Below are 16821 nucleotides of genomic sequence, written 5' to 3'. Positions count from 1 at the left end.
TCAAGGTAAAGATCGCTTTAACCAAGTCCTTTGGCCGACCGCTAACCCTTTTCTCCTTATTTGACAGGTTGAATTGAAATCCAACCGCGCGACGTTCGCATGCGCATCACGAGGGGCCAAAGGCAAATGACTGATAGAAACACTGCGAGAACATTCTTTAGCAGACTGCGTTCCGACGTCAGAGGTAACACGCTGGCAATGGTTGCCGGCGGTCTAGTCCCTCTTGCAGGCATGATCGGTAGCGGCGTTGACCTCAGCCGCGCCTATATGGTCAAGACACGGTTGCAGCAAGCTTGTGACGCCGGCGTTCTTGCCGGTCGTAAAGCAATGGGCGATGGTTCATATGACACCCAGGCACGGGCTCAGACAGAGAGCTTTTTTAACGCGAACTTCCCGACTGGTTATCTTGACAGCACCAATCGAACTTTCACTCCGGTCAGTCCATCCGGTACGAGTTCAGTAAACGCTACGGCTTCGGTTGAACTTCCCACCATCGTGATGAAGTTGTTCGGCAATGACGAAATTGACGTCGAGGTTGACTGCACTGCGATTTTGGAAATTGCAAATAGTGACATCACCATGGTTCTGGATACCACCGGTTCAATGGCATATTCCATTGATGATGGTAGCGGGGGAACCATCACCCGTCTCTTGGCACTGCAGAACGCAACCAAAAGCTTCTATGACATAGTTTATACCGCATCTCAGGGATCGGGCTCTCGTATCCGGTACGGTCTCGTGCCTTACACGGGGACAGTCAACATAGGTGAACAACTCTATGATCTGGATCCGACCTACTTGATTGGCGGAACCTCGGGCGATGTATATAATTATCAGTCCCGACAGGCGTGGTATGAATACCAGGAAAGTGAAGAAGTTATCGTTCCTGCCGGCACGACCAGCACTTTCTATGAGAGCCAGTATTATATCTCTGATGGAGACTGTACGCGTTTTGGCAACAACCAAGATGATGTCGACGTCTATTACAGGAGCGGCAGTAGTTATTACTACTGGTATGAATGGGAACCAAGTGACTGGGGTTATTCCTATGGGGAACCGGCTACTCTGAGCGGCGACTCCGGTGCAACTTACACGTTTTCGAGAGATGCATTTTACGGTCCGTATATCTGCAGACGAGCAGTCACGCGCACGACAACGACCGACACCACTGAAACGCAGACTGTAACCAAGTATACTCTTGATCCCACAGTTCCTGGCGCGACATTCTCTTATTGGGAACACACGCAAATTGGCCATGAAGTCTATGACTTCGTCCGTTCGGTCGACAAGGACTCTGGCGGGTCATATGTCAATTCCGCTGTTGCGATTCCAACGCTCACGAGCAGTTCTACGACGCGCTGGGAAGGTTGCATACAGGAACGGGATACTGTCGACAGCGACGTAGTTGCCTATGACGGCGTAACCGATGCAATCACGCCTTCCGGAGCATTCGATCTGGATATCGATTCTGTTCCGACTAGTGATGCAACGCGCTGGCGTCCTTACTGGCCAGAAGTAACTTATTACAGGGACAATATTGGGGCCGGAAGTGAAACCTACACCTATACCACAAGAAAATCGCAGACAGCCTGTCCTCAGGAAGTAAACCTCTTGTCTGAGCTGACCGAAACGCAGTTTGACAACTATGTTGATGCGCTCGCAGCCGACGGCGGGACATATCATGATGTCGGAATGCTTTGGGGCGCTCGGATCAGCTCTCCAGAAGGTGTGTTTTCTGCCAATGTCACCGCCACGCCAACCAATAGTGGTTTTGTGAATCGGCACCTCATCTTCATGACCGATGGCGTTCTGGATATCGGTGATACCTATCACAGTGCCTACGGCATTGAACGTCACGATATGTTTGTTGGTACCGGCAACGAAACACAGGCATCGACGAATCATACCACGCGATTTAACGCCATTTGCGAAGCCACCAGGGCCAAGGGAATCCGCGTGTGGGTTATCGCATTCGCGACATCCCTCACTCAGGAAATGATCGACTGTGCATCAGCCAACAGCTCGTTCACCTCTACCAACGCTGCCCAGCTGGAAGACGCGTTTGAAACGATCGCGAATTCAGTTGCAGACCTGAGGTTGTCAAAATGATCGGACTGTTTCGAAAAAAACGCCTCTCGCAGGATGAAAGCGGTGCCACGCTAATTGAATTTGCATTTGTGGCACCCACTTTCCTGCTAATGCTCATGGGTCTGTTTGATCTGGGTTATTCGGTCTACATGCGCTCCGCATTAACCGGTGTTATCCAGAATGCAGCTCGCGATTCGGCATTGGAGACAGGTCCGGCTGCTCTGACGGCAATCGACAAATCGGTGAGTGACCAGATTATAAGTCTCAATTCCGAAATCGATCCTGACGACGAGAACGATCTCAAATTCGAGAGGCTTAGCTATTTTGACTACAATAATGTCAGTCAACCGGAAAGCTATACCGATACGAATGGCAACGGGAGCTATGATAGCGGCGAGTGTTTTGAAGACATGAATGCCAACGATTCCTGGGATGCCGATATCGGCGATGACGGCATCGGCGGCCCCAATGATGTTGTCCTCTACACCGTCACCGTCAGCTATGATCGACTGTTCCCGTTCTGGAACATGATCGGGGCCGACAAACGACAGACACTATCGGCCACAACCGTTTTGAAAAACCAGCCTTACGGTGATCAATTTAGCGCTACAGTTGAGGTTATTTGTACATGACACACCCAGCGTTCTTGAAAAATGCTCTGACCGGCAAAAAGAAAGCCGGAATATTATCACGGCTTGCGCGCAACCAGTCCGGGCTTGCTCTGACCGAATTTGCTTATGCTTTGCCGATTTTTACCGGACTTGGAATGTACGGGTTGGAGACCGCCAATCTCACATTGACGAGCTTGCGGGTGAGTCAGGCAGCTTTGAACCTGTCAGACAACGCATCACGCATGGGTCAGGCTGTTGTAAATACGACATCTCGCACGGTTTTTGAAAGTGATGTCAATCAGGTTATGACTGGTTTGAACCTGCAGACTGGCGATATTGGGATATTGCAAAGAGGCCGTGTAATCTTGTCCAGTCTTGAGCGTAATGCCGATGACGGACAATGGATTCACTGGCAAAGATGCAAGGGGCTTGCAAACTATCAATCCGCCTATGGTGTCGAAGGGGTCGGCGCCACGGGGACTGCATTCCCCGGCATGGGCGAAACCGGAAACGAAGTTACAGCAACATCCGGAACCGGTGTCATGTACGTCGAAATTGTCTACGAACATGAGCCGCTATTTGGTGATCTGTTCTACCAGAACAAGATTATTCGCCACGAAGCCGTGTTTAATATCCGCGACAACCGGAACCTGACAGCTGGCGTAGATGATGACGGTGATCCATCAGCGACCTGTAATCTATACACAGATATCTAAAAGACCGCTGGCTGGTCAGCAACAACCTAGCGATAACAGACTTTCCGCACGGCATCGATGATCCGCGCGCTGTCGATCAGCGCTGCTTTCTCGAGATTGGCCGCATAAGGCAGCGGCACATCTTCGTTGGTTACGCGCACCACCGGTGCATCCAGATCGTCAAAACCCTCTTCCATGCAGACAGCAACAATTTCCGAGGAAATTGAACAGGTCGGCCATCCTTCTTCTGCCACCACCAGGCGGTTTGTCTTCGCAAGACTTTTGAGGACAGTTTCCGTATCCAGCGGCCGAAGCGTTCTTAGATCGATAATTTCCGCATCGATGCCTTCTTCCGCAAGCTGGTCAGCAGCTTCAAGTGCCAGTCCGACTCCAATTGAATAGCTCACGATAGTAACATCAGACCCTTCCCGCATGATCCGCGCCTTGCCGATCGGTAAAACATGGTCTTCCAGTTCAGGAATTTCGAAAGAGCGGCCATAGAGCAGCTCGTTTTCCAGGAAAACTACGGGATCCGGGCAGCGGATGGCGGCTTTGAGCAGCCCCTTCGCATCCGATGCATCATAAGGCGCAATCACAATAAGGCCCGGCACGCCAGCATACCAGGGACCATAGTTCTGGCTGTGTTGAGCGCCCACCCGAGAAGCCGCGCCATTGGGCCCACGGAATACGATCGGGCAACGCATCTGGCCACCTGACATGTAATTTGTCTTGGCTGCCGAGTTGATGATGTGGTCAATCGCCTGCATCGCGAAATTGAAGGTCATAAACTCAACCACCGGCTTTAATCCGCCCATCGCGGCGCCTGCGCCAATGCCGGCGAATCCGTGTTCGGTAATCGGAGTATCGATCACACGTTTACCGCCAAATTCATCCAGCAGTCCTTGAGTGACCTTGTATGCGCCTTGATATTCAGCGACTTCTTCGCCCATGACAAAAACAGTTTCATCTGTCCGCATTTCTTCCGCCATCGCATCGCGAAGCGCTTCACGCACAGTAATAGAAACCATATTCGTTCCCTCCGGAATATCCGGGTCATTGGCGCGCACAGCAGGTACCGGCGCGGCGAAAACTTCTTGTTCGGATTCTTCGGCAGCAACTTCAACTGGCTGTGCCTTGGGTTCGGGAGCTTGCGATGCAGAAACCTCGCCTTCGTCCTCGCCTTCATCCTCCCCGGCCATTTCCGCAATGACCGCGCCCACCGCCACATTGTCCGTTCCTTCAGCCACCAGAATTTTCGAAATGGTTCCTTCGTCGACCGCTTCAAATTCCATGGTTGCCTTGTCGGTTTCAATCTCTGCCAAAATGTCACCAGATGTGACTTCGTCGCCTTCCTTGACGAACCATTTGGCCAGGGTTCCTTCTTCCATCGTTGGAGACAGGGCGGGCATTTTGAGTGAAATAGTCATCAATACTGCTCCACCAGAATGTCGGTATATAGTTCTGACATCTCCGGTTCGGGCGATTCTTCAGCAAAATCGGCTGCCTCCATCACGGTTTTGCGTACCGCCTTGTCCAGAGTTTTCAAATCTTCTTCCTTCACGCCCTGCTTTATCAGCATCGCTTTAAGCCGTTCAATTGGATCAGATTTTTCCCTGACTCCCTGAACTTCATCACGACTGCGATATTTGGCGGGATCGGACATGCTGTGACCGCGATATCGATAGGTTTTCAATTCCATCAGCACCGGCCCCTTGCCTGCCCGAACATATTCAAGAGCTTCTTCAACTGCCCCGCGGACGGCCAGCACATCCATGCCATCGACTTGCATTCCCGGGATCCGGAAGCTCTCGCCCCGCCGATAAAGCTGATCTTCGGAAGACGAGCGATTGACGCTTGTACCCATGGCATATTGGTTATTCTCGATTACGAAAATCACCGGCAATTTCCAGAGCTCGGCCATGTTGAAGCTCTCGTAGACTTGCCCCTGATTGGACGCGCCATCGCCAAAATATGCAAGGCAGACACCGCCGTCTTCCTTGTATTTATGGCCAAATGCCAATCCTGTGCCAAGCGACACTTGAGCGCCCACAATGCCATGGCCGCCATAGAAGCCATGTTCAACGGAGAACATGTGCATTGAACCGCCCTTGCCTTTGGAGATTCCGGATGCCCGGCCTGTAAGCTCGGCCATCACAATATTTGGATCGATACCGCAAGCGAGCATGTGACCGTGATCGCGATAACCTGTAATGACGCTGTCCTTGCCGGGTTCAATCGCAGACTGCAAACCCGTGACAACGGCTTCCTGTCCGATGTAAAGATGGCAGAACCCGCCAATCAGACCCAGGCCGTAAAGCTGACCTGCCTTTTCCTCAAACCGGCGGATCAGCAGCATCTGCTCATAAAATGCCATCAATTCAGCCTTGGTCGCCTTGTAGGACGGTGTCTTCAGAACTGGAATCCTACTCGCTTGTTTCGCAGGACTTGCCTTTGCAGGAGCGCGTTTCGCCGGAGCGACTTTAGTCGTTTTCTTTGCCGGAGCTTTGGCCGTCGCTTTGGCGGTCGCTTTTGCTGGTGCCTTTGCTGCAGTTTTCGCCGCAGGCTTGCGTCGAGATTTTACTGCTGATTTTGCAGGTGGTTTCGTTTTTGGGGAGGTTTTCCGGGGAGTTTTTGCCACGCGTTCGAATTCCTGTTTTTGGTTTCGCGCTACCATAAGCGGGTCAATCGAATTTCCCAAGTCTTTAGACAGCCAAAACAATGAATTCCGGAAAACAATGCGACGAAAATTCTGGAAGGACCCGATTATTTGAGCGGAATGATAACTTCGTCGGGATGAGCCACATTCAATTCCTTGCGAATAAGCTCTCCGGTGAGATCAGGATCGGCACCTTCGGGGTCCAAAAGATTTACGCGGTTCATCAGGCTATCCCGCTCAATTTCCAAAGATGTCAATTGCGCTGATCTGTCGTCCAGCGTTCGCTGGTATTCGCCCCACGCCAAAATTCCAGTGGGTCCGAGAACCGCATATCCGGCAATGGCCAGAAGTGTCAGCAGCGCAAAGCCAGGCCCGAGAGCCGCCTTTATCAAACTGCCGATTTTTTCCTTTTTTGCCATGGACATCCTTGAATCAGATTATTGATTCGCTGGCAAGCGCTTTTATTTTTTTGTCGTCCAGCACGAGCGCTCTGCCTTGCAACAGAACTTACGAAAAGATGGAGCGGCCCGCATAATGCGCGACGCTGCCCAGTTCCTCTTCGATCCTGATCAACTGGTTATATTTGGCGAGCCGATCGGAACGCGCCAGACTCCCGGTCTTGATCTGACCGCAATTCGTGGCGACCGCCAGATCAGCGATCGTCGCATCCTCGGTTTCCCCGGAACGATGAGACATGACCGCAGTATAGGACGCGTTATGCGCCATTCGCACCGCTTCCATGGTTTCAGACAAAGTTCCGATCTGGTTGACCTTGACCAGCAAGCTGTTGGCCAGCCCATCGGTTATACCCTGGGACAATCGTACGGGATTGGTGACGAACAGATCATCGCCAACGAGCTGAACAGAATCGCCGACCGCTTCTGTCAAAAGTTTCCAGCCTTCAAAGTCGTCTTCCGCCATTCCGTCTTCGACAGATTTGATCGGATAATCCTTGCACAGGTCAGCGAGATAATCTGACATCTGAGCCGGGGACAGCACCTTTCCTTCGCCGGAGATATGATATTGGCCGTCCCGGTAAAACTCGGTTGCCGCGCAGTCCAGCGCCAGCACAACTTCGTCGCCAACCTTGAAGCCGGCTTTTTCAATCGATGCCATGACAAAGTCGAGCGCATCGCGCGTTGATCCCAGATTGGGCGCGAAACCACCCTCATCGCCAACCGCCGTAGCCAGTCCCTTTTCCGACAGGCCCTTTTTCAATGTGTGGAAAATTTCGGACCCCCAACGCACGGCTTCCGAAAGACTGTCAGCGCCGACCGGCATGACCATGAATTCCTGAAAGTCGATAGGATTGTCGGCATGCTCACCGCCGTTGATGATATTCATCATTGGCACCGGGAGTACACGGGCAGATACGCCTCCGACGTAGCGATACAGCGGCAAACCCCGCGCGTCGGCAGCCGCCTTTGCCGCAGCAAGACTGACACCCAAAATCGCATTGGCACCCAGGCGCGCCTTGTTTTCAGTCCCGTCCAGCGCAATCATCGCACCGTCCAGCTCTTCCTGATCTTCCGCATCGAAACCGCGAAGCAAGTCTGCGACTTCCCCGTTGACCGCCTCGACGGCTTTCAAAACCCCTTTGCCGAGATATTTGTCCTTGTCGCCATCCCGCAGTTCGACCGCTTCATAAGCACCGGTCGACGCTCCGGAAGGAACGGCTGCACGACCAAAGCTGCCGTCTTCCAACAAAATATCTACCTCAACCGTTGGATTACCCCGGCTGTCCAGAATCTGGCGTGCGTGAATATCTAGAATGGCAGTCATAAATCTGGCTCCTGCAGAACAAGTAATCGAACCACAGCCCTTAATGCCGAGTTCCTTCCGTGGCAACCGGATCTGGGCCATTTACCCTTGAATTCTAATGATTAGACACCATTTCCCTGATAAGGGAAGTTCAAGAGACAAAGATGTCGATTGAAAGATATTGGCGAGGGATTTTAAGAGGAATATACAGATGGCCACAGACCAGGACAAAAAACCAGCAGCGAAAAAACCGGCAGCACGCAAAACCGCTGCAAAAAAGCCAGCGAGGAAAGCATCTGCCGCCAAGAAGACCACGACACGGAAAAAAGCAGCTGCCAAACCATCAGCGCCGCTCAAGACTGGCGCAACGCGAGCCGCGTCATCGAAGTCCAAGATTGTGGATACGGATGGATTGAAAGACAAGGCCATTGAAAAAGCCCGTGCAGCAGCCAATCAAGGCAAGGAACGCACTGGTGGTGCCATTGGCAATCTTGGCAAGCTGATTGATGACAGCGCCCAGACACTGGATGAAAATGTCGGTGAAAAATATGGTGATTATGCGCGTTCGGCGGCCGATGCGGTTTCTACATTTGCCGAAAAGATCGATGAGAAGGACGTCGATGAAATGGTCGAAGACGCGCGTCAGTTTGTACGCAAAAGCCCGGCTGTCGCGATCGGAGCCGCTGCGGTGGTTGGATTTCTCGTATCTCGCTTGATCAAATCAGGCATGGATGATCGCAGCTAAGTCCTGTACGGATAATATAATATATTGCGAGATCGGACTTCGTGTTGAAAGACAGTCATACCAGCCCGGCTGAGGAAATATCGGTGCCCGTCGAACAGGACGGTGGTACCGATGCGTCCTCGGAATCGGTCAGTGAAAATGCGAACCGCAAATCCCTGAGCGACCAGTTTTCAGAACTGGTCAAGGACGTGCGGACACTGGCCAATGTCGAACTGGAATATTATCGCACGAAACTCTCGGTGAACATGGCGGCGACCAAAACGGTGCTGACACTGTTCGCTCTTGGGTCGGCGTTCGGTTTAATGACGGTGATTGCGCTGGTTTTGGGTCTCATAATGATTGCAGCCCATTATTATGGCCCTATCGCCGCAACCGGGCTGGTAACCGGGGGCGCATTGCTTTTGACTACCATATTGATTGCAATGGCGATAAAACGGGCGCGCAAACTGCCACTGGATGAAGAAGAGCAATGACCGCAAATAATGATGACATTTTCAACTTGCGCGAACTCGCCATTGAGCGGGACCAGGCACGTGAGAATCTGAAAGGCAATATCGTTGAAACGAAAGAGCGAATTCGCCCCGGAAACCTGGTCCAGGATGCGAAGAGCAAAGCCGTTGATCAGATGCAAAAGACAGGAAAAACCGCGGTTGATACAGTAAAGTCAAACCCGGGCATCACGGCATCGGTCGTGGCAGCCGCAGCTCTTGTTGCCTTGCGCAAACCGCTAACTCGACTTGTTTCCGGCCAGTTCAAGGCCGCCCAGAATACAGATTCCCCGAACATTGACGTCAAGGAATAGACCATGAGTAGATTGTCCGACAATATTGAGAAGGCCCGCACCGCATCCCGCGAACGTCTAGAAAGTGCCAAGGGCATGGCCGACGAAGGTCGCGAGATTGCACTGGAAAAAATGTCTGAAAGCAAACAGCGCGCCGCCGCCTTGCTGGGTGAAGGCAAAGCCAAGGCCGCTCAAAGCGTAACGGCGACGAAGGATGCGGCAAGGAAAGCCGCAGACAAGTCAGAGGAAGCGATTACGAAAAGCCCATTGGCCGTCGTGGCCGGCGGCATCGCACTGGGGGCGTTGATTGGCGCGTTACTGCCCAAAAGCAAAGCCGAAACCAAATATGTTGGCGGTGCTGGCAAAAAGATCAATGATACGGCCAAAAAGGCTTATGATGCGGCAAAGGAAGCCGGTCAGGATCAGATCGAGAATCTCGGCCTCAGCAAGGACAGCGTACAGGGCCAGATCAAAGATCTGCTTGGCAAAGCCGGTGAGGCTGCTAAGAGCGCCGCCGAAGCTGCAACTGAAGCAGTAAAATCTGACGGATCCAAATAAAATTCCACGAACGGGGCGAACAAATGAGTGAACGCAGCAAAATCCATCTGGTCATGGGCGGACGGGTAAAAGACCCCCGCGGACTCGATTTTGAGAATCTGGAGAACGTAGACCTGGTCGGCGTTTATCAGGACTATGAAGAGGCCGAAGAAGTGTGGCGTGGTTATGCCCAGCGCACGGTCGATGATGCAGAAATGAAATATGTTGTCGTGCATCTGCACAAATTGCTGGAACCCGAGTTACCGGAAGAAGACTAAAGCCGCTCAAGGCTAAACCTGAACCCGCTCAGGCGTCCCGAAAGCGCCAGCCCAGCAGCGGCCGGGTGAGCAGCAGCCCGGTGACAAAACCTCCGATATGGGCGTAGATCGCCACGCCGTTAATATCGCCCCTGGAGGCAATGCCGATCATCAACTGGATTCCAACCCAGGCCAGTGTTAGCCAGATTATACGGACAATATGTCCGGGTATTGGCCCGACCGGCTCAACCTTGTTACGCGCGAACAACAGCGCATAAGCGCCGATAACTGCCGATATGGCGCCGCTTGCACCGACGACCGGAATTGTCGATTCCGAATTCATTGCAAATTCCGCCAACGCTGCACCATAGGCGCCCGCGACATATAGCAGTGCCATAAGCCGCGCGCCCAGTGCCTGTTCCACAAATCGGCCACAAAATATCAGCATGATCATGTTGAAACCAATGTGCATCGCACCGCCATGCAGAAACGCGGAGGATAGCGGCGTGAGCCAGGCCGGCACCATCCAGCCAAAGGACGCGTCGACAATCGCCTCTCCGTTCAGACGGATCGGGAAGAACGCACCTTTGAGAACGGCGAGCTGGTCCAGTCCGAAAATCCAGATAACCAGAAAAATCACCACATTTGTGATGACCAGTCCGTTTGTGAATTTTCCCTGGGGCAGGTTCATGGCTGGATCAGATAAACTCGATCTTTTCGAGAAGGTAATATTTGTCGCCCGATGGCACGGTGACTTCGATTTCCTCACCGACGCTGCGGCCAATAAACGCGCGGCCGATCGGGCTGTTATAGCTGATCTTGCCGACTTTCGCATCGGCTTCGGCCTGGCCAACCAACTGATATTTCAGTGGTTTGTCGTCCTCGTCGAGCAATGTCAGAGTTGCGCCGAACACGGCCTTGTCTCCGGACAATGTCGTGGGATCGATCACCTGAGCACGGCTCAACTTGTCTTCCAGATCGCCAATCGTGGCTTCGACCTGCCCTTGCCGCTCTTTCGCCGCGTGATATTCCGCATTTTCAGAGAGATCGCCATGCGCGCGCGCTTCCTCGATCGCATCCACGATCCGGGGGCGTTCCTCTTTGAGTTCTTTCAATTCTGCTTCCAGCTTGTCATGGCCTTCCTGCAACATCGGTACTTTTTCTACAGCCATTTTTGGCCTTTCTTCTTCCTGGTCGCCGCAGTTTTCAAGGCCGCAGCGTCAAAACAGTTTCCCGGCGCCCTTCTTTGCTGAAGTTCGCCCGCAGTGTACAATTTGTCGGGGAATTACGTCTGCGAAGCCTTATAATAAGACTGAAGTGCCCGAACTTCAAGAGTCTCGTCACGCATGGCCCCAATCGCTTCCATTGCAGCTACGCTCGCGGTTGCCGTTGTATAGTAAGGAACCTTGCCGGTCAGAGCCGAAGCACGGATCGATTTGGAGTCCTTCAGCGATTGCCAGCCTTCCGTCGTATTGAAAATCAGCGCAACTTCGCCATCCTTGATCCGATCGACAATATGCGGACGGCCTTCCGCCACTTTATTGACCTTTTCAACCGCGATGCCCTTTTCTGTCAAATAATTGGCTGTGCCGCTTGTCGCAATAATTTTGAATCCGAGCTTTTCGGCAAGTCTTGCCGCCGGTTCGATCACCTTCTTGTCGGTTTCCTTGACCGAAACAAACAATGTTCCACCATCAGGCAGATGGTTGTTCGCCCCCAATTGCGCCTTGCCAAATGCAATGGCGAAGCTCTGATCAATACCCATGACTTCGCCGGTCGACTTCATCTCCGGTGACAAGACCGGGTCAATTCCAGGGAATCTGCTGAACGGAAAGACCGCTTCTTTCACAGCAATATATTCAATATTCCTGTCAATCACTGGCAAGTCTTTGAGCTTTTCACCTGCCATTACGCGAGATGCGATCTTGGCAATGGGCGTTCCGATTGCCTTGGCCACAAAGGGTACCGTCCGGCTGGCGCGCGGATTGACTTCGATCAGATAGACTTCGCCATCTTTCACCGCGAACTGGATATTCATCAGACCGCGGACTTTGAGGCCGAAAGCCAGTGCTTCTGCCTGCCGTTCCATTTCGGTTATAATTTCATCGCTGAGATTATAGGGCGGAATGGTGCAGGCGCTATCGCCGCTGTGTACACCGGCCTCTTCAATATGCTGCAACACGCCGCAAACCACAACATCATCGCCGTCGCATATTGCATCGACATCGACCTCAATCGCGTCGCGCAAATATTGGTCAACCAGCACGGGTTGATCGCCGGAAACCTGCACGGCCGTATTGATGTAATTTTCCAGCTGAGCCGGTCCGTCAACAATCTCCATCGCGCGGCCGCCGAGAACGAAACTGGGACGGATCAGAACCGGATATCCGATACGTTCGGCAATGGTTACCGCTTCATCGCGGGTCCGGGCCATGCCATTTTCAGGCTGCTTCAGTTTGAGATCATTGACCAGCTTGGCAAAGCGTTCGCGATCTTCCGCGAGGTCAATGGCGTCCGGCGTGGTGCCGAGGATCGGTATTCCGGCATCTTCCAGCGCTGCGGCCAGTTTCAGCGGTGTTTGTCCGCCAAATTGCACGATCACGCCGACCAGATCGCCTTTGCTTTGTTCGACAGCCAGGATTTCCAGCACATCTTCCGCAGTCAGTGGTTCGAAATACAGCCGGTCGGACGTGTCATAATCCGTCGACACTGTTTCCGGGTTGCAATTGACCATGATGGTTTCGAAGCCCGCGTCTGACAGCGCGAAACAGGCGTGACAGCAGCAATAATCAAACTCGATCCCCTGCCCGATCCGGTTCGGTCCACCGCCCAAAATCACGACTTTCCGGCGATCCGAAGGCTGTGCCTCGTTTTCCGGCTCCCCGAAAATAGGCGCCTCATAGGTCGAATACATATAGGGTGTCTTCGCCTCAAACTCCGCCGCGCAGGTATCAATCCGCTTGAAAACGGGTCGTACGCCGAGCTTGTGCCGCAATTCGCGCACTTCTTTCTCGGTCGTTGCGCCCGCCATGGCGTGAACGGCTTCGCCGATCAGACCGCCACCGGCAACCGCACGCCCTGCCCCGCCAGCGACATGCACCGCATCGACCGCCAGCTTGGCGAGCCGTTCGTCCGAAAATCCCATGGATTTCAGCTTGCGCAGCGCTTCCGGGCCGTTGGGCAGGCCATTGTCGATAATATCCTGCTCTGCATCGATAATCTCACGGATCCGATCGAGAAACCAGGGATCATAAAAAGCGATATCGAAAATTTCCTGATTGGTGAAACCCTCGCGCATCGCCTGAGCCACAACCAAAAGCCGGTCCGGTGTCGCCTTGGCCAATTCCGCAATAATGTCATCGCGTTCCGCACCTTCCAGCTCGACCACCCGGTTAAAACCGTCGAGCCCGGTTTCCAGCCCGCGCAGTGCTTTCTGCATGGATTCGTGAATATTCCGGCCAATTGCCATCACTTCGCCAACCGACTTCATGGCGGTAGAGAGCAAGGGTTCTGCGCCCTTGAACTTCTCAAACGCAAAGCGCGGGATTTTGGTGACGACATAATCGATCGTTGGTTCAAACGATGCCGGTGTTGCGCCGGTAATGTCGTTGTCGATTTCGTCGAGCGTATAGCCCACTGCCAGCTTGGCCGCGACCTTGGCAATCGGGAAGCCGGTGGCCTTGGACGCCAGAGCCGAAGAGCGTGAGACGCGCGGGTTCATTTCGATGACAACGAGGCGACCGTCTTTGGGATTCACTGCGAACTGTACGTTCGAACCCCCTGTTTCGACTCCGATTTCACGCAGCACCGCCAGCGAGGCGTTGCGCATGATCTGATATTCCTTGTCCGTCAAAGTCAGCGCCGGTGCGACCGTGATCGAATCACCCGTATGCACGCCCATCGGGTCGACATTCTCGATCGAACAGATGATGATACAGTTATCCGCCTTATCGCGAACAACTTCCATCTCATATTCTTTCCAGCCAATCAGCGATTCATCGATCAACACTTCATTGGTCGGCGAAGCTTCCAGCGATGTCCGGACATAATGGATGAACTCTTCGCGGTTGTAAGCCACGCCGCCACCGGTGCCGCCCATGGTGAAGCTGGGCCGCATGATCGCCGGCAGTCCGATGTCTTCCAATATCTCCAGCGCCTGCTCTTCGCTATGCGCGACGGCGGAACGCGGGCTTTCCAGGCCAATTTTGTCCATCGCGGCCTTGAACTTTTCGCGATCCTCGGCCTTGTCGATGGCTTCGGCATCGGCGCCAATCATCTGCACGCCAAATTTCTCAAGCACACCCATTTTGTTGAGCGTCAGCGCGGTATTGAGCGCGGTTTGCCCACCCATGGTCGGCAGGATCACATCGGGGCGTTCTTTCTCGATAATCTTCGCGACAATTTCCGGCGTAATCGGTTCGATATAGGTCGCATCCGCCATTTCCGGATCGGTCATGATCGTCGCCGGGTTGGAGTTGACCAGAATGATCCGGTATCCCTCTTCCTTCAACGCCTTGCACGCCTGGGTGCCGGAATAGTCAAATTCGCAAGCCTGACCGATAATGATCGGGCCAGCGCCAATGATAAGGATGGATTCTATGTCAGTTCTTTTGGGCATTAAGTTTCAATCTCTTCCAAAATCATACTTCATTCTACAATCGTCAAAACCAAACCCGGAGGAGAGATGTCCGAATAAACTCCCTGTCTTTCAAAAGAAGAACGAACACATGCTTCAGACAACTTCACTCGATCTGTCATATCCCAAGTTTGACCGTTAAGATGTTGGGGTTCGATTGCTTCATCAGGAGTAGGTTCAAGTTCATATGAAAAACTCTTTTGAGGAGGAATTGGTGGCTCGCTAAGTGCATAAGCAGTCGTCCATCCCCATTCCTCAATACTGCAATCGTTCGCCGCTACTCTGGCATGCTCTTCTTCAGCCAAAGGAAGCTGCTCGATTATACCGTCTGGAGCATCGCAGGCATACAGAAACAGGAACGCGAGGATTGCGGAAATTCTCAACACGATCCCCCTAAAAACTTCTCAAACAAGTAAGGTTTGTTCTGAGCCCAAGGGCTCCTATCAAGATGAAGCCGTACCTCAATCACGCCGGATTCTCATCAGAAATCGGGCCATTCTCGTTACAGGCAAAACAGCCCCAGCCTTCGTGATCGATGTCATATTCCGACTCAATCTCCAGAGACTTGCGCGTCAGTTCGTGGATCGTCTCCCGCCTGGTATCCAGATCAATTTGCAGTTCGATTTCCCACTCGCCCTCTTCCTTGGCGACCAGGGCGGATCGGAAGCCCCATTTACTGGCGTCGTTCTTGAGTTTGTTCAGATCAGAGACCGCCCCGACAAATTGCACATTAATCTCGCGCACCACATGTGCCAGATCGCCCCCTGCTGCCATGTTTTGCAGGATTTCATCATCTGTGGCCCATTCTTCGGCCAGATGTGCAGGATCAATCGCGCTCATCAACCAAGCCCGCTGACAAATTTTTCGAACAGATAGAAACTGTCCTGCGGGCCGGGGCTCGCTTCGGGGTGATATTGTACGCCAAAGGCGCGTTTGCCGGTGATGCGGATACCGCAATTGCTGCCGTCGAACAGGCTTTTATGGGTTTCGACCACCGTGTCCGGCAATGTATCGCCGTCCACTGCAAAGCCGTGGTTCATGCTGGTTATCTCGACCAATCCTTCACTCGCATCCCAGTCACCACCCACGCGCTGGACCGGGTGATTGGCGCCGCGATGGCCCTGGTGCATTTTGACCGTTTTCGCGCCTGCAGCCAGGGCCAGCATCTGATGGCCGAGGCAGATGCCGAATAATGGCATGTCCGTTTCCAACAATTGTTGGATAACCTTCACGGCATATTGCCCGGTTGCTGCCGGATCGCCGGGCCCGTTGGACAAAAACACGCCTTCCGGCTGCAATTCCATAATCTCGCTAAAGCTGGTTTCAGCAGGAACTACGGTCACTTTTGCGCCAGCTTTCACAAGGTTTCTGAAGATATTCCGCTTGGCGCCAAAGTCGATCGCCACGACATGAGGGCGTTTTCCATTCCCCCCCGTTTGACTGTCCATATTGTCCAGCGGCGCATAGCCATGACCCAGACGCCAGATGTCGCCGTCCCAGATTTTCGTCTGATGGCCCGTCACCTCGATCGCCAGATCCATGCCTTCCAGTCCGGCCCAGTCGCGCGCCTTGGCGAGCAACTCATCAATATCGAAATTGCCATCCGGATCATGCGCAATCACGGCATTGGGTGCGCCGGCTTCGCGTATCCGCCGGGTCAGCGCCCTTGTATCGACACCAGACAGGCCAATCCGGCCCTGTTCCGCCATCCACTGATCAAAAGGTTTCTGATCCCGGAAATTGCTGGGCGCCGTGACATCCTCGCGGACAATACAGCCCAGCGCGTGCGGGCTATCCGCCTCGACATCCTCGTCATTGGTTCCGACATTGCCGATATGGGGGAAAGTAAAGGTGACAATCTGCCCGGCATAGCTCGGGTCGGTCATCACTTCCTGATAACCCGTCATCGAGGTGTTGAAACAGACTTCGCCAACCGCCGACCCGGTTGCGCCGAATCCCCTACCCCAGACGATTGTGCCATCGGCCAGAACCAATATCCCGGTTGCGCCCTGAGGTGCGGCGGGGATGCTGGGTTCTGTCATGGTCTCTATCCC

Annotated in this window: 18 protein-coding genes; 8 read left to right on the top strand and 10 right to left on the bottom strand. The window is 53.3% G+C overall.

The annotated features are described in order from the left end of the window. Nucleotides 1-126: 126 nt before the first annotated feature. From ABJI30_RS12615 to ABJI30_RS12605, 3 genes are read left to right on the top strand one after another with little or no spacing between them, the layout of a single operon-like run. Nucleotides 127-2109, top strand: coding sequence for a TadE/TadG family type IV pilus assembly protein (locus ABJI30_RS12615; protein ID WP_348017044.1), 1983 nt, complete (start codon nucleotides 127-129; stop codon nucleotides 2107-2109). Beyond that, the gene (locus ABJI30_RS12610) at nucleotides 2106-2720 is read left to right on the top strand and encodes a TadE/TadG family type IV pilus assembly protein (protein ID WP_348017043.1); all 615 of its coding nucleotides are present in this window, start codon (nucleotides 2106-2108) and stop codon (nucleotides 2718-2720) included. The genes ABJI30_RS12615 and ABJI30_RS12610 overlap by 4 nt, the downstream gene beginning before the upstream one ends. Then, entirely contained in the window at nucleotides 2717-3415 is a 699-nt protein-coding gene (locus ABJI30_RS12605) for a hypothetical protein (RefSeq protein ID WP_348017042.1), read from the top strand. The genes ABJI30_RS12610 and ABJI30_RS12605 overlap by 4 nt, the downstream gene beginning before the upstream one ends. Nucleotides 3416-3441: 26 nt before the next feature. Here the strand turns inward: ABJI30_RS12605 and ABJI30_RS12600 are convergent, their stop codons facing one another. The 4 genes from ABJI30_RS12600 to eno form a co-directional block, all read right to left on the bottom strand. Further along, nucleotides 3442-4821: a pyruvate dehydrogenase complex E1 component subunit beta gene (locus tag ABJI30_RS12600; protein ID WP_348017041.1), complete on the bottom strand. Its 1380-nt coding sequence runs from the start codon at nucleotides 4819-4821 to the stop codon at nucleotides 3442-3444. Continuing rightward, nucleotides 4821-5816 carry a pyruvate dehydrogenase (acetyl-transferring) E1 component subunit alpha gene (gene pdhA, locus ABJI30_RS12595; protein WP_348017819.1) on the bottom strand — a complete coding sequence of 332 codons (996 nt, stop codon included), beginning with the start codon at nucleotides 5814-5816 and terminating at the stop codon, nucleotides 4821-4823. The genes ABJI30_RS12600 and pdhA overlap by 1 nt, the downstream gene beginning before the upstream one ends. 341 nt (nucleotides 5817-6157) lie before the next feature. Beyond that, the gene (locus ABJI30_RS12590; RefSeq protein ID WP_348017040.1) at nucleotides 6158-6469 is read right to left on the bottom strand and encodes a septum formation initiator family protein; all 312 of its coding nucleotides are present in this window, start codon (nucleotides 6467-6469) and stop codon (nucleotides 6158-6160) included. An 88-nt stretch (nucleotides 6470-6557) separates the two neighbouring features. Beyond that, nucleotides 6558-7832: a phosphopyruvate hydratase gene (gene eno, locus ABJI30_RS12585; protein ID WP_348017039.1), complete on the bottom strand. Its 1275-nt coding sequence runs from the start codon at nucleotides 7830-7832 to the stop codon at nucleotides 6558-6560. A 190-nt stretch (nucleotides 7833-8022) separates the two neighbouring features. On the opposite strand from eno, the gene ABJI30_RS12580 reads away from it, so the two are divergent. From ABJI30_RS12580 to ABJI30_RS12560, 5 genes are read left to right on the top strand one after another with little or no spacing between them, the layout of a single operon-like run. Next, on the top strand, nucleotides 8023-8556 hold the full coding sequence (locus ABJI30_RS12580; RefSeq protein ID WP_348017038.1) for a hypothetical protein: 534 nt from the start codon (nucleotides 8023-8025) through the stop codon (nucleotides 8554-8556). Nucleotides 8557-8600: 44 nt separating this feature from the next. Next, entirely contained in the window at nucleotides 8601-9029 is a 429-nt protein-coding gene (locus tag ABJI30_RS12575; protein ID WP_348017037.1) for a phage holin family protein, read from the top strand. Further along, on the top strand, nucleotides 9026-9358 hold the full coding sequence (locus tag ABJI30_RS12570; protein WP_348017036.1) for a hypothetical protein: 333 nt from the start codon (nucleotides 9026-9028) through the stop codon (nucleotides 9356-9358). The genes ABJI30_RS12575 and ABJI30_RS12570 overlap by 4 nt, the downstream gene beginning before the upstream one ends. A gap of 3 nt (nucleotides 9359-9361) precedes the next feature. Beyond that, complete coding sequence (locus tag ABJI30_RS12565; RefSeq protein ID WP_348017035.1) at nucleotides 9362-9895, top strand: hypothetical protein; 534 nt, start codon at nucleotides 9362-9364, stop codon at nucleotides 9893-9895. A gap of 23 nt (nucleotides 9896-9918) precedes the next feature. Continuing rightward, nucleotides 9919-10152 (top strand): DUF4170 domain-containing protein, encoded by a 234-nt coding sequence (locus ABJI30_RS12560; RefSeq protein WP_348017034.1) that lies wholly within the window; start codon nucleotides 9919-9921, stop codon nucleotides 10150-10152. Nucleotides 10153-10180: 28 nt separating this feature from the next. Here ABJI30_RS12560 and ABJI30_RS12555 read toward each other — a convergent pair whose 3' ends face one another. From ABJI30_RS12555 to carA, 6 genes are all read right to left on the bottom strand, one after another. Then, on the bottom strand, nucleotides 10181-10822 hold the full coding sequence (locus ABJI30_RS12555; protein ID WP_348017033.1) for a rhomboid family intramembrane serine protease: 642 nt from the start codon (nucleotides 10820-10822) through the stop codon (nucleotides 10181-10183). A 7-nt stretch (nucleotides 10823-10829) separates the two neighbouring features. Then, nucleotides 10830-11303: a transcription elongation factor GreA gene (greA, locus tag ABJI30_RS12550; RefSeq protein ID WP_348017032.1), complete on the bottom strand. Its 474-nt coding sequence runs from the start codon at nucleotides 11301-11303 to the stop codon at nucleotides 10830-10832. 113 nt (nucleotides 11304-11416) lie between these two features. Continuing rightward, the gene (gene carB, locus ABJI30_RS12545) at nucleotides 11417-14749 is read right to left on the bottom strand and encodes a carbamoyl-phosphate synthase large subunit (RefSeq protein ID WP_348017031.1); all 3333 of its coding nucleotides are present in this window, start codon (nucleotides 14747-14749) and stop codon (nucleotides 11417-11419) included. Between the two features lie 29 nt (nucleotides 14750-14778). Next, on the bottom strand, nucleotides 14779-15150 hold the full coding sequence (locus ABJI30_RS12540; protein ID WP_348017030.1) for a hypothetical protein: 372 nt from the start codon (nucleotides 15148-15150) through the stop codon (nucleotides 14779-14781). Nucleotides 15151-15232: 82 nt separating this feature from the next. After that, nucleotides 15233-15607 (bottom strand): ribonuclease E inhibitor RraB, encoded by a 375-nt coding sequence (locus ABJI30_RS12535; RefSeq protein WP_348017029.1) that lies wholly within the window; start codon nucleotides 15605-15607, stop codon nucleotides 15233-15235. Next, nucleotides 15607-16809 carry a glutamine-hydrolyzing carbamoyl-phosphate synthase small subunit gene (carA, locus tag ABJI30_RS12530; protein ID WP_348017028.1) on the bottom strand — a complete coding sequence of 401 codons (1203 nt, stop codon included), beginning with the start codon at nucleotides 16807-16809 and terminating at the stop codon, nucleotides 15607-15609. The genes ABJI30_RS12535 and carA overlap by 1 nt, the downstream gene beginning before the upstream one ends. Nucleotides 16810-16821 lie beyond the last annotated feature (12 nt).

The organism is Parasphingorhabdus sp., from assembly GCF_039968395.1.
GTDB lineage: Bacteria > Pseudomonadota > Alphaproteobacteria > Sphingomonadales > Sphingomonadaceae > Parasphingorhabdus.
The sequence above is the reverse complement of the archived record's forward strand: the minus strand, read 5'-3'. Positions and strand labels throughout refer to the sequence as shown.

Excerpts from the sequence above, each read along its gene's own strand:
- ABJI30_RS12535 (WP_348017029.1), bottom strand. The coding sequence starts at position 15,607 with ATGAGCGCGATTGATCCTGCACATCTGGCCGAAGAATGGGCCACAGAT.
- greA (WP_348017032.1), bottom strand. The coding sequence starts at position 11,303 with ATGGCTGTAGAAAAAGTACCGATGTTGCAGGAAGGCCATGACAAGCTG.
- ABJI30_RS12590 (WP_348017040.1), bottom strand. The coding sequence starts at position 6,469 with ATGGCAAAAAAGGAAAAAATCGGCAGTTTGATAAAGGCGGCTCTCGGG.
- ABJI30_RS12605 (WP_348017042.1), top strand. The coding sequence starts at position 2,717 with ATGACACACCCAGCGTTCTTGAAAAATGCTCTGACCGGCAAAAAGAAA.
- ABJI30_RS12560 (WP_348017034.1), top strand. The coding sequence starts at position 9,919 with ATGAGTGAACGCAGCAAAATCCATCTGGTCATGGGCGGACGGGTAAAA.
- ABJI30_RS12580 (WP_348017038.1), top strand. The coding sequence starts at position 8,023 with ATGGCCACAGACCAGGACAAAAAACCAGCAGCGAAAAAACCGGCAGCA.
- ABJI30_RS12570 (WP_348017036.1), top strand. The coding sequence starts at position 9,026 with ATGACCGCAAATAATGATGACATTTTCAACTTGCGCGAACTCGCCATT.
- ABJI30_RS12615 (WP_348017044.1), top strand. The coding sequence starts at position 127 with ATGACTGATAGAAACACTGCGAGAACATTCTTTAGCAGACTGCGTTCC.
- ABJI30_RS12565 (WP_348017035.1), top strand. The coding sequence starts at position 9,362 with ATGAGTAGATTGTCCGACAATATTGAGAAGGCCCGCACCGCATCCCGC.
- ABJI30_RS12610 (WP_348017043.1), top strand. The coding sequence starts at position 2,106 with ATGATCGGACTGTTTCGAAAAAAACGCCTCTCGCAGGATGAAAGCGGT.
- ABJI30_RS12555 (WP_348017033.1), bottom strand. The coding sequence starts at position 10,822 with ATGAACCTGCCCCAGGGAAAATTCACAAACGGACTGGTCATCACAAAT.
- eno (WP_348017039.1), bottom strand. The coding sequence starts at position 7,832 with ATGACTGCCATTCTAGATATTCACGCACGCCAGATTCTGGACAGCCGG.
- carA (WP_348017028.1), bottom strand. The coding sequence starts at position 16,809 with ATGACAGAACCCAGCATCCCCGCCGCACCTCAGGGCGCAACCGGGATA.
- ABJI30_RS12600 (WP_348017041.1), bottom strand. The coding sequence starts at position 4,821 with ATGACTATTTCACTCAAAATGCCCGCCCTGTCTCCAACGATGGAAGAA.
- carB (WP_348017031.1), bottom strand. The coding sequence starts at position 14,749 with ATGCCCAAAAGAACTGACATAGAATCCATCCTTATCATTGGCGCTGGC.